The organism is Kosakonia sp. HypNH10 (assembly GCF_029850615.1).
GTDB classification, from domain to species: domain Bacteria; phylum Pseudomonadota; class Gammaproteobacteria; order Enterobacterales; family Enterobacteriaceae; genus Kosakonia; species Kosakonia cowanii.
On record NZ_JAOTIU010000001.1, the window covers coordinates 1082265 to 1095259 of the forward strand.

A 12995-nucleotide genomic window follows, 5' to 3' on the forward strand; every position below is an offset into this window, starting at 1 on the left:
AAAATTTACAGCAGCCCTTACCCGCGGCTGCATCCAGGCGCGGAAGTATACCACCATCGCGAAGATCATGTGCAACGCATTACCACTGAGCGTTATTTGCTATGTGCCCCGACTTCGCTACCATAACGTAGTCGGAATAATAGAAGAGTCAGACATTCACTATGCCAAAGAAAAACGACGCACCCGCCAGTTTCGAAACCGCACTGAGCGAACTGGAACAGATTGTCACTCGTCTTGAAAGCGGCGAACTTCCGCTTGAAGATGCCCTGAACGAATTCGAGCGCGGCGTCCAGCTGGCCCGCCAGGGACAGGTTAAGCTTCAGCAGGCAGAGCAGCGTGTACAGATCCTGCTCTCCGATACCGAAGAGGCGCCGTTAACCCCTTTCGCTCCGGATGCTGAATAGATGGATTTCAATCAACAACTGCAGGCCTGCGTTGAACAGGCCAACGACGCGCTGCGCCGTTTCATCGATCCCCTGCCCTTTCAGAACACTCCGCTGGTTGAGGCGATGCAGTATGGCGCACTCTTAGGCGGTAAACGCCTGCGCCCCTTTTTGGTTTATGCCACCGGCCGCATGTTCGGCGTCAGCCAGCAAACGCTGGACGCGCCCGCCGCGGCGGTGGAGTGCATTCATGCTTACTCATTAATGCATGACGATCTGCCGGCGATGGACGACGACGATCTGCGTCGCGGTCTGCCCACCTGCCATATTAAATTTGGCGAAGCCAATGCCATTCTCGCGGGCGATGCCTTGCAGACGCTGGCCTTCTCGATCCTGACAGAAGCGCCGATGGCGGACGTTGCTGCCGAAGATCGTCTGGCGATGGTCGCCACGCTCGCAAACGCCAGCGGCGTTGCCGGGATGTGCGGCGGGCAGGCGCTGGATCTGGCAGCGGAGAATGAGCAGGTTTCTCTGGAAGGGCTGGAGCAGATCCACCGCCATAAAACCGGGGCGCTTATCTGCGCGGCGGTAAAAATGGGCGCGCTGAGCGCCGGGCAACGCGGTCGCGACGCGCTGCCGCTGCTCGAACGCTACGCGCAGTGTGTCGGCCTGGCGTTTCAGGTTCAGGATGACATCCTCGATGTGGTCGGCGATACTGCGACCCTTGGCAAACGCCAGGGTGCTGACCAGCAACTGGGTAAAAGCACCTACCCCGCACTACTGGGCCTTGAGCAAGCCCGCACGAAAGCCCGCGATCTGATTAACGATGCCCGCCAGGCGCTGAGCCTGCTGTCGGCGCAATCGCTGGATACGACGGCACTGGAAGCACTGGCGAATTACATAATCCAGCGTGATAAATAACGATATAACACGATGAGTCCGAGTCTCTGATGAGTTTTGATACAGCCAAATACCCGACGCTGGCGCTGGTTGATACCACGCAAGAGTTGCGCCTGCTGCCGAAAGAGAGTTTACCGAAACTGTGCGACGAACTGCGTCGCTACCTTCTCGACAGCGTAAGCCGCTCCAGTGGACACTTCGCCTCCGGGCTTGGCACGGTTGAACTGACCGTGGCGCTGCATTACGTCTATAACACGCCCTTCGATCAGTTAATCTGGGACGTCGGCCACCAGGCCTATCCGCACAAAATCCTCACCGGTCGCCGCGACAAAATCGGCACCATCCGGCAGAAAAACGGCCTGCACCCTTTTCCGTGGCGCGGCGAGAGTGAATATGACGTGCTGAGCGTCGGCCACTCGTCCACTTCCATCAGCGCCGGGATCGGCGTGGCCGTGGCGGCTGCGAAAGAGAATAAGCAGCGCCGTACCGTCTGCGTAATTGGCGATGGTGCCATCACCGCAGGTATGGCGTTTGAAGCGATGAACCACGCCGGGGATATTCGCCCGGATATGCTGGTGGTTCTCAACGACAACGAGATGTCGATCTCCGAGAATGTTGGCGCACTGAATAACCATCTGGCGAAACTGCTCTCCGGCAAGCTCTACTCCACCCTGCGCGAAGGCGGGAAAAAAGTGCTCTCCGGCGTGCCGCCGATCAAAGAGCTGCTGAAACGTACCGAAGAGCATATTAAAGGCATGGTCGTGCCGGGCACGCTGTTTGAAGAGCTGGGCTTTAACTATATCGGCCCGGTGGACGGTCACGATGTGCTGGCCCTGGTGCAGACGCTGCGCAATATGCGCGATCTGAAAGGCCCGCAGTTCCTGCATATCATGACCAAAAAAGGGCGCGGCTATGAGCCGGCCGAAAAAGATCCCATCACTTTCCACGCGGTGCCGAAGTTCGATCCGACCAGCGGCACCCTGCCGAAGAGCAGCGGCGGCATGCCGAGCTATTCGAAAATCTTCGGCGACTGGCTGTGTGAAACCGCCGCCAAAGATAACAAGTTAATGGCCGTCACCCCGGCGATGCGTGAAGGCTCCGGCATGGTTGAGTTCTCGCGCAAATACCCCGGTCAATATTTTGATGTCGCCATTGCCGAGCAGCACGCGGTCACTTTTGCCGCCGGTCTGGCGATTGGCGGTTATAAACCGGTGGTGGCGATCTACTCCACCTTCCTGCAGCGCGCCTACGATCAGGTGATCCACGACGTGGCGATCCAGAAGCTGCCGGTGCTGTTTGCTATCGATCGCGCCGGGATTGTTGGCGCGGACGGCCAGACCCACCAGGGGGCGTTTGATATCTCCTATCTGCGCTGCATCCCCGATATGGTGGTGATGACGCCGAGCGATGAGAACGAATGCCGCCAGATGCTCTTTACCGGCTACCACTACGCGGATGGCCCGAGTGCCGTGCGCTACCCGCGCGGTAACGCGGTCGGCGTGACGCTGGAGCCGCTGGCGAAATTGCCTATCGGTAAAGGCGTGGTGAAACGCAAAGGCGAGAAGGTGGCGATCCTTAACTTCGGGACGTTACTGCCGGAAGCAGCTAAAGCCGCCGAGGCGCTCAACGCGACGCTTATCGATATGCGCTTTGCCAAGCCGCTCGATGAAGTGCTGATCCTGCAGGCGGCTTCGCAGCACGACGTGCTGGTAACGCTTGAGGAGAATGCCATTGCGGGCGGTGCCGGCAGCGGCGTTAACGAAGTGCTGATGGCGAAACGCAAGCCAGTGCCGGTGCTCAACCTCGGCCTGCCGGACTTCTTTATTCCGCAGGGTACGCAGGATGAAGCGCGCGCCGAGATTGGCCTCGACGCGGCCGGTATCGAATCGCGCATCAAAAACTGGCTCGCCTGATTCCGCCCTTTTCCGCTCCTGCTATGCTTAAGCCTAATTCGTGACCAGCAGGAGTGGAACCATGCAATACAACACATTAGGGAAAACAGACCTCAAGGTCTCCCGCCTTTGCCTTGGCTGTATGACCTTTGGCGAGCCGGACCGGGGTAAACATGCCTGGACGCTGCCGGAAGAGAGCAGCCGCCCGATTATTCAACGCGCGCTGGAAGGCGGGATTAACTTCTTTGATACCGCCAACAGCTACTCCGACGGCAGCAGTGAAGAGATCGTTGGCCGGGCATTGCGCGATTTCGCCCGCCGCGACGAAGTGGTTGTCGCTACCAAGGTTTACCACCAGGTCGGCGATCTGGCAGAAGGCCTCTCCCGCGCGCAGATCCTGCGCTCCATCGACGACAGCCTGCAACGCCTCGGCATGGAGTATGTCGATCTACTGCAAATCCACCGCTGGGACTACAACACACCGATTGAAGAGACGCTGGAAGCGCTGAACGATGTGGTTAAAGCGGGTAAAGCGCGCTTTATCGGTGCCTCTTCCATGCACGCCAGCCAGTTCGCGCAGGCGCTGGAGTTACAGCAGCAGCACGGCTGGGCGCGCTTTGTCACCATGCAAAACCACTACAACCTGATCTACCGTGAAGAAGAGCGCGAGATGCTGCCGCTCTGCTACCAAGAGGGCGTGGCGATTATTCCGTGGAGCCCGCTGGCGCGCGGACGTTTGACCCGTCCGTGGGGAGAAACCACCGCCCGTCTGGTCTCCGATGAGTTTGGCAAAACGCTGTATAGCGAAACGGATGCCAACGATGCGCAGATCGCCGAACGTCTGGCGAGCGTGGCAGAGGAGCTGGGTGCTTCGCGCGCGCAGGTAGCGCTGGCGTGGCTGTTGAGTAAGCCTGGCGTTGCCGCCCCGATTATTGGCGCGTCGCGTGAGGATCAGCTGGAAGAGTTGTTAGGCGCGGTAGAGTTAACGCTGAAGCCGGAGCAAATTGCCGAGCTGGAGATGCCTTACAAACAGCACCCGGTGGTGGGGTTTAAGTAGTCCGCAGAGCAGATAGGTTGCCGGATGGCGGCTTGCGCCTTATCCGGCCTACGCCCAAATGCCAATTCGGCACCGTAGGCCTGATAAGCGCAGCGCCATCAGGCATTACGCCGCAGCCGGGCTGATTGCCGGATGGCGGCTTGCGCCTTATCCGGCCTACGCCCAAATGTTAATTCGGCACCGTAGGCCTGATAAGCGCAGCGCCATCAGGCAATTCGCCGCAGCCGGGTTGATTGCCGGATGGCGGCTTGCGCCTTATCCGGCCTACGCTCAGATGCCAATACGGTGTCGTAGGCCTGATAAGCGCAGCGCCATCAGGCATTACGCCGCAGCCGGGCTGATTGCCGGATGGCGGCTTACGCCTTATCCGGCCTACACCCAAATGTTAATTCAGTGTCGTAGGCCTGATAAGCGCAGCGCCATCAGGCATTTCCACCGCATCCACATGCAAACCCGGTACCGTAGGCCTGATAAGCGAAGCGCCATCAGGCAATTCGCCGCAGCCTGATAGTGCTAAATCAGCCCAATCGGCCAATGATGGCCAATCACGTAGAGCAACCCGGCGGCGACAATCCCGGCGACGATATCGTCGACCATAATCCCCATGCCGCCGTGCACGTTGCGATCGAACCAGCGGATCGGCCACGGTTTCCAGATATCAAAAATGCGAAACAGCACAAACCCAACGGCCACCCACTGCCAGTCGTTAGTGGGCAGCGCCATCAGGGTGATCCACATGCCGATAAACTCATCCCAGACGATACTGCCGTGATCGTGCACGCCCATATCTTTTGCCGTCTGATGGCATAGATAAACGCCCAGCGAGATCCCCAGCATCACCAGCAGCGAATAGAGCTGCCAGGGCAGGAAGGTCATCAGCCACCAGAAGGGGATCGCCGCAATCGACCCCATGGTGCCGGGCATAAACGGGATCAAACCGCTGCCAAACCCGGTCGCCATCAGGTGCCAGGGGTTACGCATAGTGAGACGGCTTTTAGCGATATCTTTATCTTTAGTGCGCTGCAAAATGGTCATATCCTTTCCAGTCGAGGGTGACGGCTTTTCCCTCGCGAGTGAAGTAGAGCCCCTCCCCGTCCGCGCCCATCTGCCCGATGCAGGTAAACGGTGCGCCCAGCTGACCAATCGCCACATCCAGTGCGCCGCGATTCAGTTCAGGGACGGTAAAGCAGAGTTCATAATCCTCTCCGCCGGACAACGCCCAGCGCAGCGCCTGATCCGGCTCGACATGGCGGCGCATGGCATCCGATAACGGGATCGCATCAAGGTCGATCCGCGCGCCAAAGCCGCTCGCTTTCAGAATATGACCCAGATCGGAGATAAGACCATCAGAGAGATCGATGGCCGAACTTGCGAGGTTACGCAGCGCCTGACCCTGCAACACGCGCGCCGTCGGGCGCAGATGGCGCTTTTTCAGGTAAGCCGCATCTTCGCTGTCGCTGACGGTTAAACGGTTTTGCAAAATCGCCAGCCCCGCTGCACTGTCGCCCGGCGTACCGGTGACATAGATCCAGTCGCCCGGCTTCGCGCCGGAGCGCTTCATCGCACGGCCTGCCGGCACATAGCCATGAATACCGATGGTCATCGACAGCGGCCCACGGGTGGTATCGCCGCCGATAAGCTGCATATCGTAGTAACTTATTTGCTCAAACAGACTGTCGCTGAAGGCCTGCAGCCACGCTTCGTCCGCTTCCGGGAGCGTTAACGCCAGCGTCAACCAGGCAGGATCGGCACCCATCGCCGCCAAATCGCTAAGATTAGAGGCCATTGCTTTCCAGGCCAGATCGGCAGGATCGATATCAGGGAGAAAATGGTTACCCGCCACCAGCGTGTCGACGCTGATCGCCAGGGTCTGTTTTTCGGGGACATTGAGCAGCGCACAATCGTCACCGATACCGGTTTCGACGTCGCGACGTGAAGTTCGTACGCGGTCAAAATAACGGGCAATCAGGGAGAATTCACCGCATGCCATACGTTATTCCTCTGTAGAAAAAAGAAAAAGCCGGGACCGGCGCGCTGAAAGCATCGCCCGTCACCGGCTTGCGGATCACTTCTTGTGGGGACGGATCGCAGGTGCGGCTTTATCCAGCACGCCGTTCACAAACTTATGGCTGTCTTCAGCGCCAAAGGTTTTAGCCAGTTCGATAGCTTCGTTGATCGCCACTTTATAGGGCACATCATCACGTTTAGAGAGTTCGAACAGCGCGATACGTAATACCGCTTTCTCAACCTGACCCAGCTCTTCGAGCAGACGGGAGAGGTATGGCTTCATCAGGCCATCGAGATATGCGCTATTAGTCGCCACCCCGTTCAACAGTTCACGGAAGTACACGACGTCTACATCTTTCACGTCCTGTTCCGCCAGGAACTGGTATTCAACATCAGTGATGTCGTTCTGGGACAACTGCCAGGAGTAAAGCGCCTGAACGGCACACTCACGGGCGCGGCGACGAGCAGCAGGTTTCACGTAATTCCCCTTACAAAATTCAAGCCTTGATGGCTTTCAATACATTAATCATTTCAAGCGCGGTCAGTGCGGCTTCCGCACCTTTATTACCGGCTTTGGTGCCAGCGCGTTCGATGGCCTGTTCAATACTTTCTGTGGTGAGCACGCCGAATGCGACCGGAATGGCGCTCTCCTGCGCGACATGCGCCAGGCCGTTGCTTGCGCCGCCTGCCACATACTCAAAGTGCGCAGTGCCGCCGCGAATCACGGTGCCGAGCGCAATCACGGCATCATATTTGCCGGTTTTCGCCAGCTCGCCTGCGGCCAGCGGCAGCTCGTAAGCGCCCGGAACCCACACGACGGTGATGTTATCGTCCTGCACCTGACCAATACGTTTCAGGGCATCGATCGCGCCTTCCAGCAGACTGTCATTGATAAAGTTGTTGAAACGCGCAATGGTGATGGCGACGCGAGCGTCCGGAGCAGCAACGTTGGCTTCAATAATGTTCATACACTTCCTTCACAGGTTCAGTTCGGACCCCGCAGGGGGGCGGATTTTAGCATACTATTTAACGCGCTGCTTCCCTTTTACAGCAGGCTTCACGCGTTGGTGAGGTGCAGGCAAACATCAGGGCCAACCTGCCGTATCTCACTGAAATTAAAGCGCGGCGCATCGGCAAGCGCCGTTAATCCTGGTAACTGGCAGAGCCCGCGCGCATCGCTGCCTAACAGTTTAGGCGCAAGATAGACCACCAGCTCATCAACCAGGCCCGCGTTCAGCAGCGCGCCGGCAAGCTCTGCGCCCGCCTCAACCCAGACGCTGTTGATCTGCTGTTTGCCGAGCATCATCATCAGCATCACCAGATCGGCATGGCCGTTATGCTCCGGCACGATGATTTCGCGCACGCTCTCAGGCCACGCGCGCGCATCGGCTTTGGTGCGCGCAAACCAGGTCTCACCCGGCTGGCTGACGATTTTATGCTGCGGCGTCACGCGGTTCTGGCTGTCGATGATAATGCGCAGCGGCTGGCGCAGATCCGCTTCGGGATAAAGCGCCTGGCTATCGCCGTTTAATTCGTTCCAGCGCACGGTCAGCGACGGATCGTCCGCCAGCACCGTGGCGCTGCTGCTGAGAATGGCATGGCTCTGCGCGCGCAGCTGCTGCACGTCGCGGCGCGCCTGTGGGGAGGTGATCCACTGGCTTTCGCCGCTCGCCATTGCCGTGCGCCCGTCGAGCGACGCGCCGAGCTTAAGCTGCACATAGGGAAAACCGGTGCGCATACGCTTGAGAAAGCCTTTATTGAGCGCTTCGGCCTCGCTCATCATCAGGCCGTGGCTCACCGCAATCCCGGCCTGCTGTAAGCGATATAATCCGCGCCCGGCAACCTGCGGATTGGGATCCTGCATGGCGGCAACCACTCGCGCTACTCCGGCGGCAATCAGCGCATCGCAGCAGGGCGGCGTGCGCCCGTGGTGGCTACAGGGCTCCAGCGTCACATACGCTGTGCCACCGCGCGCGCGATCGCCCGCCATGCGCAGGGCATGCACTTCCGCGTGCGGCTCACCGGCGCGGTAGTGAAACCCTTCACCCACAATCTCGCCATCGTTAACAATCACGCAGCCGACGCGCGGATTCGGATGGGTGGTAAAGCGGCCGCGCTGCGCCAGTTTCAGCGCACGCGCCATATAGATTTCATCCTGCATGATCAATCCTGTAGACGGGCGATCTCTTCGCCAAATTCGCGGATATCCTCGAAGCTGCGGTAGACGGAAGCAAAGCGCACATAGGCCACTTTATCGAGCTTTTTCAGCTGCTCCATCACCAGATTGCCGATCATCTTACTCGGCACTTCGCGTTCGCCGGTTGCGCGAAGTTGCGATTTAATATGGTTTAACGCCATTTCTACGTCATCGGCGCTTACCGGACGCTTCTCCAGTGCTTTCAACATGCCGCTGCGCAGCTTCTCTTCATTAAAGGGTTCACGCACATCATTGCTTTTTACTACGCGCGGCATCACAAGCTCTGCCACTTCAAAGGTGGTGAAACGCTCATTGCAAACCAGACACTGCCGACGGCGGCGAACGGATGAACCTTCTCCCACCAGGCGGGAATCGATGACTTTGGTGTCCACGGCGAAACAGAATGGGCAATGCATACGGGGTCCTGACGTGAGAGTTAACTGAAATCTATTTTAACCTGAAGTGGCATGACAACAAAGGCAGACCCTTTTTGAGACAATGGATCGATGGCAAGGCCGCAGTTGCGATCTACCATTACAGCGATCCTCCCCTTCAAGGAAACAGACGCAATGACAAGACGTTACCTAAGAACACTGTTGCTGGGAAGCCTTTTTACCCTCAGCGCCTGCGCCCCGCAAAGCGAAGTCCGCCAGCTCCACCAAAGCGTCAGTACGCTCAATAAAGAGATGAGCAAGCTGAACCAAGAGACGGTCAAAATCACACAGCAAAATAGCCTTAACGCCAAATCCGGCAGCGGCGCCTACCTGCTGCCCGGTGCCAATACGCCTGCGCTGCTGAAGAGCCAGATCGGCACACTGCGTCTCTCACTGAAGGATATGGCGCCAAACGCCGCCGGAACGCGCGTTGTGCTGCATATTCAGGGCCAGTCCAACGATCCGCTGCCCGCCTTTAGCGGCACCATTGAGTATGGCCAGCTTCAGGGCACCACCGAGAACTATCAGGAAGTAAATGTACAGAATCAGTTGATCAACGCCCCGGCCAGCACGCTGGCACCGAGCGATGTCGACATTCCGCTGCAGCTTAATGGCATCACGCCTGAGCAACTCGGTTTTGTGCGCGTTCACGATATCCAGCCGGCTACCGCGCAGTAACCGCTCTTCTGCGGGCGATCCTCTCGCCCGCCCTTTCGCTGCTCTGTTTTTCAGCCACACCGCAACGTTGATATTCATCAATTGGCATTATCAATAAATGTCAGTACAATCGCCGCCGTTTAATCGACGCAAACGTGAACGCAATCGATTACTTATATGTCAATAATGTGAAACAACACATATTTTTGTGAGCGTGGATACTTATAATAGGCGCGCAGAAATATGAAACATTTAGCAATTTAATGCGTGCTTACTTTCACTCCCGTCTGGGATCTTAATCAGTGGCGTAATGATGAAAAAAACTCTCCTCGCAGCCGGTGCCGCACTGGCGCTTACCGCTTCTTTCTCTGCCAGCGCAGCGGAAACCAGCAAACCTGAATTTGTCTCCGACTGGTGGCATCAGAGCGTGAACGTAGTGGGCAGCTATCACACCCGCTTCGGAGCTATTCCGCGTAACGATACCTACCTGGAATATGAAGCGTTCGCCAAGAAAGATTGGTTCGACTTCTACGGCTACCTGGATGCGCCGGTCTTCTTCGGCGGTAACTCCGGCGCGAAAGGGATCTGGAACCACGGTTCTCCGCTGTTTATGGAGATTGAACCCCGCTTCTCTATTGATAAGCTGACCAACACCGATCTGAGCTTCGGCCCGTTCAAAGAGTGGTACTTCGCCAACAACTACATCTACGACATGGGCCGTAACGCCGGTGGTCGCCAGAGCACCTGGTACATGGGTCTGGGCACCGATATCGACACCGGCCTGCCGATGAGCCTCTCCCTGAACGTCTATGCAAAATACCAGTGGCAGAACTATGGCGCAGAGAACGCAAACGAGTGGGACGGCTATCGCTTCAAAGTGAAATACTTTGTGCCGATCACGCCGCTATGGGGCGGCCAGCTGAGCTATATCGGCTTCACCAACTTCGACTGGGGCTCCAAACTGGGCGATCGCCGTTACTACAACAATGGCGAGCAGCAGCGTACCAGTGACTCCATCGCATCAAGCCACATCCTCGCGCTGACCTACGATCACTGGCACTACTCCGTTGTTGCCCGTTACTGGCATGACGGCGGTCAGTTCAAAGATGATTCAATCCAGAACTTCGGCGCAGGCGACTTTATCGCCCGCTCTACCGGCTGGGGTGGCTACCTGGTGGTCGGCTACAACTTCTGATTCTGCTCTCTGAAAAGCCGACCGCGAGTCGGCTTTTTTTCGCCTGAACCCCGCTGAATAAAAATCCGAAAACAGACCTTTCCAGTACACCAGTACCAATCCTCCCCATCCATTGCTCATCACCATGCTTTAAAATCCGCTCCTGAGAGGAATTTACTCTAAGGAAAAGAGAACCATGTGGGCCGTAGAAATGGAGGGCATCAGTAAGAAATATTTACTGGGCCAGGTGTGGGTAGATGCCCTTAAAGACGTCACGCTCAACATTGCAGCAAACCGCTTTACCGTCCTGTCCGGGCAATCCGGCAGCGGCAAAACAACCTTACTCAACTTAATCGGCGGCATCGATCGGCCTGACAGCGGGTTTCTGACGATTGCCGGCCAGCCGATGGCGGAGCTGGATGATGACCAGTGCAGCGAATTTCGCGCCCGCCACCTCGGTTTTATCTTCCAGAACTTCAACCTTATCCCGGTGCTGACCGTGCGCGAAAACATCGAAGTTCCGCTGCTGATACAGCATAAAAACCCGGCGTATCGCCAGCAGCACATCGATGAGATGCTCGACAATGTTGGTCTGGCGCATAAGGCTGACTCGCTGCCTAACCAGCTCTCCGGTGGTCAGCGCCAGCGCGTTGCCATCGCCCGGGCGCTGATCCACCGTCCCGCGCTGATTGTCGCCGACGAACCCACCGCCAACCTCGACAGCAAAACCGGTGCCGCCATTTTGCAGCTGCTGCGCCATTTACAGCGTGAATACGCCGTGACGGTGGTGTTCTCCTCCCACGATCCGCAGGTAATTGCCGCCGCGGACGATCTCTATGTGGTGCATGACGGTAGCGTCACGCGCCCGGCAACGGTGTAAGGGGGGATAATGCAAACCACAACGCTGATGAAACACGCACTGCGTAACTTACTGCGCAGCCGCCGACGTACGCTCTCGACCCTCTGCGCTATTGTCGTGGGGGCGATAGGCATTCTGCTGTTCGCAGGCTATAACCAGTCGATTGAGTACAGCCTGCAAACCACCTTCGTGCGCGATAAAGGCCATCTGCAGATCCAGCAGCGGGACTATCTTCTGCACGGCACCAGCAACCCTGCGCTTTACAGCATTCATAACTATCAACAAATCGTCGATATCCTCATCCGCGACCCGGTGCTGAAAAAGATGATTGCCGTTACTACGCCGGTTCTCTCCCTGACCGGTCTCGCAGGCCACTATGCGGTCGGTACCTCGCGTCCGGTGTTGATCTATGGCACAGAGGCGGTCGGTCAGGCGCAGCTGGATAAATGGGATGAATATCAGATAGGCGCAGACCTTATCGTCCGCAAACCGCTGACCGGTACCCAGCCGGAAGCGGCTTTAATTGGCCGCGGGCTGGCCCGCCTGCTGCTGCTGTGTGATTTTGTTAAAGATCAACCCTGCGCGCCGCCGCCGTCGAAAGAGAACAATGCCAGCGCACTACCTGACGATCTGCTGGCGCTGTCGCAAAGCGCCCGCGATACGCGCCCACCGGCCACGGGATCGCATATTGAGCTGCTGGCCGCTTCCGCTGCCGGTGCGCCGAATATTATCCGCGTCAACGTGCTGGGCACCCAGCCGCAGCAGGCGCGCGAACTGGATGACACCGTGGTCAGCCTGCATCTGCGCCAGGCGCAGCAGCTGCTTTTCGGCCAGGAGACGCCCGGCGTAACGGCAATCCTGCTCCAGTTGCACAGCACCAAAGAGATGGAGGCTGCACGGGCGCGCCTGCGGCAGATCTTCGCCAATAAGCTCTCCGGCGAACCGCTGGCGGTGTATGACTTCACGCAGCTACAGCCGCTCTACAACCAGGTGCTGGCGATGTTCGGCAAGATCTTCTCGTTCCTGCTGGCACTGATCCTCTGCATTGCGCTCTTCACCGTCGGCAACACCATGAATATGGCAGTGATGGAGCGCACGGTGGAGATCGGCACCCTGCGCGCGGTGGGGCTAAAGCGTGGCGATATCCAGCGCCTGTTCCTGAGTGAGGGGGCGCTGCTGGGCGCGATTGGCGCCATCTCTGGCGTCATTATCGCGCTGGGGCTGGCCTGGCTTATTAACCGTTCCGGGATGACATGGCAACCGCCGGGCGTCACCTCGCCGCTGCCGATCCGCATCAGTATCTGGGGCGAGTGGCGCATGCTGGCCAGCGTCACGGGCACCCTGCTGCTGGTGACCGTGCTCTCTTCCTGGTGGCCCGCACGACGCGCCTCGCGTGTGTCGATTGTTGAAGCGCTACGCCATATCTGATGCAACA

General features: G+C 58.0%; 14 protein-coding genes. 8 read left to right on the forward strand and 6 right to left on the reverse strand.

From position 1 onward, the window contains the following. The first annotated feature begins 161 nt into the window (after positions 1 to 161). The 4 genes from xseB to N7V53_RS05245 all read left to right on the forward strand — a co-directional run bounded on the left by xseB (position 162) and on the right by N7V53_RS05245 (position 4232). Entirely contained in the window at positions 162 to 404 is a 243-nt protein-coding gene (xseB, locus tag N7V53_RS05230; protein WP_054804400.1) for an exodeoxyribonuclease VII small subunit, read from the forward strand. Then, positions 405 to 1304, forward strand: a complete 900-nt coding sequence (ispA, locus tag N7V53_RS05235; RefSeq protein ID WP_023481930.1) for a (2E,6E)-farnesyl diphosphate synthase — start codon at positions 405 to 407, stop codon at positions 1302 to 1304. It abuts the gene before it with no gap. A 29-nt stretch (positions 1305 to 1333) separates the two neighbouring features. Continuing rightward, on the forward strand, positions 1334 to 3196 hold the full coding sequence (gene dxs, locus N7V53_RS05240; protein ID WP_279792498.1) for a 1-deoxy-D-xylulose-5-phosphate synthase: 1863 nt from the start codon (positions 1334 to 1336) through the stop codon (positions 3194 to 3196). 61 nt (positions 3197 to 3257) lie between these two features. Further along, positions 3258 to 4232, forward strand: a complete 975-nt coding sequence (locus N7V53_RS05245; RefSeq protein ID WP_279792499.1) for an aldo/keto reductase — start codon at positions 3258 to 3260, stop codon at positions 4230 to 4232. Positions 4233 to 4745: 513 nt separating this feature from the next. Here N7V53_RS05245 and pgpA read toward each other — a convergent pair. The 6 genes from pgpA to nrdR all read right to left on the reverse strand — a co-directional run bounded on the left by pgpA (position 4746) and on the right by nrdR (position 8852). Further along, a complete protein-coding gene (gene pgpA, locus N7V53_RS05250) occupies positions 4746 to 5267 on the reverse strand; it encodes a phosphatidylglycerophosphatase A (protein WP_128483515.1) in 522 nt (173 codons plus the stop codon). Beyond that, on the reverse strand, positions 5245 to 6222 hold the full coding sequence (thiL, locus tag N7V53_RS05255; RefSeq protein ID WP_023481916.1) for a thiamine-phosphate kinase: 978 nt from the start codon (positions 6220 to 6222) through the stop codon (positions 5245 to 5247). The genes pgpA and thiL overlap by 23 nt, the downstream gene beginning before the upstream one ends. A 75-nt stretch (positions 6223 to 6297) precedes the next feature. After that, the gene (gene nusB / locus N7V53_RS05260) at positions 6298 to 6717 is read right to left on the reverse strand and encodes a transcription antitermination factor NusB (protein ID WP_023481929.1); all 420 of its coding nucleotides are present in this window, start codon (positions 6715 to 6717) and stop codon (positions 6298 to 6300) included. 19 nt (positions 6718 to 6736) lie between these two features. Then, positions 6737 to 7207, reverse strand: a complete 471-nt coding sequence (gene ribE / locus N7V53_RS05265; protein WP_042712118.1) for a 6,7-dimethyl-8-ribityllumazine synthase — start codon at positions 7205 to 7207, stop codon at positions 6737 to 6739. A gap of 89 nt (positions 7208 to 7296) precedes the next feature. Beyond that, positions 7297 to 8400, reverse strand: coding sequence for a bifunctional diaminohydroxyphosphoribosylaminopyrimidine deaminase/5-amino-6-(5-phosphoribosylamino)uracil reductase RibD (gene ribD / locus N7V53_RS05270; protein WP_279792504.1), 1104 nt, complete (start codon positions 8398 to 8400; stop codon positions 7297 to 7299). A gap of 2 nt (positions 8401 to 8402) precedes the next feature. Next, positions 8403 to 8852 carry a transcriptional regulator NrdR gene (gene nrdR / locus N7V53_RS05275; RefSeq protein ID WP_023481939.1) on the reverse strand — a complete coding sequence of 150 codons (450 nt, stop codon included), beginning with the start codon at positions 8850 to 8852 and terminating at the stop codon, positions 8403 to 8405. A gap of 153 nt (positions 8853 to 9005) precedes the next feature. Here nrdR and N7V53_RS05280 point away from each other — a divergent pair, with 153 nt between their 5' ends. From N7V53_RS05280 to N7V53_RS05295, 4 genes are all read left to right on the forward strand, one after another. Next, entirely contained in the window at positions 9006 to 9548 is a 543-nt protein-coding gene (locus tag N7V53_RS05280; protein WP_054804395.1) for a DUF3251 domain-containing protein, read from the forward strand. Between the two features lie 292 nt (positions 9549 to 9840). Then, entirely contained in the window at positions 9841 to 10722 is an 882-nt protein-coding gene (locus N7V53_RS05285; RefSeq protein ID WP_279792507.1) for a nucleoside-specific channel-forming protein Tsx, read from the forward strand. Between the two features lie 175 nt (positions 10723 to 10897). Next, positions 10898 to 11581 carry an ABC transporter ATP-binding protein gene (locus tag N7V53_RS05290; protein WP_279792508.1) on the forward strand — a complete coding sequence of 228 codons (684 nt, stop codon included), beginning with the start codon at positions 10898 to 10900 and terminating at the stop codon, positions 11579 to 11581. A gap of 9 nt (positions 11582 to 11590) precedes the next feature. Further along, on the forward strand, positions 11591 to 12988 hold the full coding sequence (locus N7V53_RS05295; protein WP_279792509.1) for an FtsX-like permease family protein: 1398 nt from the start codon (positions 11591 to 11593) through the stop codon (positions 12986 to 12988). Positions 12989 to 12995: the final 7 nt, after the last annotated feature.

Excerpts from the sequence above, each read along its gene's own strand:
- N7V53_RS05295 (WP_279792509.1), top strand. The coding sequence starts at position 11,591 with ATGCAAACCACAACGCTGATGAAACACGCACTGCGTAACTTACTGCGC.
- ribE (WP_042712118.1), bottom strand. The coding sequence starts at position 7,207 with ATGAACATTATTGAAGCCAACGTTGCTGCTCCGGACGCTCGCGTCGCC.
- N7V53_RS05280 (WP_054804395.1), top strand. The coding sequence starts at position 9,006 with ATGACAAGACGTTACCTAAGAACACTGTTGCTGGGAAGCCTTTTTACC.
- ispA (WP_023481930.1), top strand. The coding sequence starts at position 405 with ATGGATTTCAATCAACAACTGCAGGCCTGCGTTGAACAGGCCAACGAC.
- thiL (WP_023481916.1), bottom strand. The coding sequence starts at position 6,222 with ATGGCATGCGGTGAATTCTCCCTGATTGCCCGTTATTTTGACCGCGTA.
- N7V53_RS05290 (WP_279792508.1), top strand. The coding sequence starts at position 10,898 with ATGTGGGCCGTAGAAATGGAGGGCATCAGTAAGAAATATTTACTGGGC.
- xseB (WP_054804400.1), top strand. The coding sequence starts at position 162 with ATGCCAAAGAAAAACGACGCACCCGCCAGTTTCGAAACCGCACTGAGC.
- ribD (WP_279792504.1), bottom strand. The coding sequence starts at position 8,400 with ATGCAGGATGAAATCTATATGGCGCGTGCGCTGAAACTGGCGCAGCGC.
- N7V53_RS05245 (WP_279792499.1), top strand. The coding sequence starts at position 3,258 with ATGCAATACAACACATTAGGGAAAACAGACCTCAAGGTCTCCCGCCTT.
- pgpA (WP_128483515.1), bottom strand. The coding sequence starts at position 5,267 with ATGACCATTTTGCAGCGCACTAAAGATAAAGATATCGCTAAAAGCCGT.
- nrdR (WP_023481939.1), bottom strand. The coding sequence starts at position 8,852 with ATGCATTGCCCATTCTGTTTCGCCGTGGACACCAAAGTCATCGATTCC.
- N7V53_RS05285 (WP_279792507.1), top strand. The coding sequence starts at position 9,841 with ATGAAAAAAACTCTCCTCGCAGCCGGTGCCGCACTGGCGCTTACCGCT.
- dxs (WP_279792498.1), top strand. The coding sequence starts at position 1,334 with ATGAGTTTTGATACAGCCAAATACCCGACGCTGGCGCTGGTTGATACC.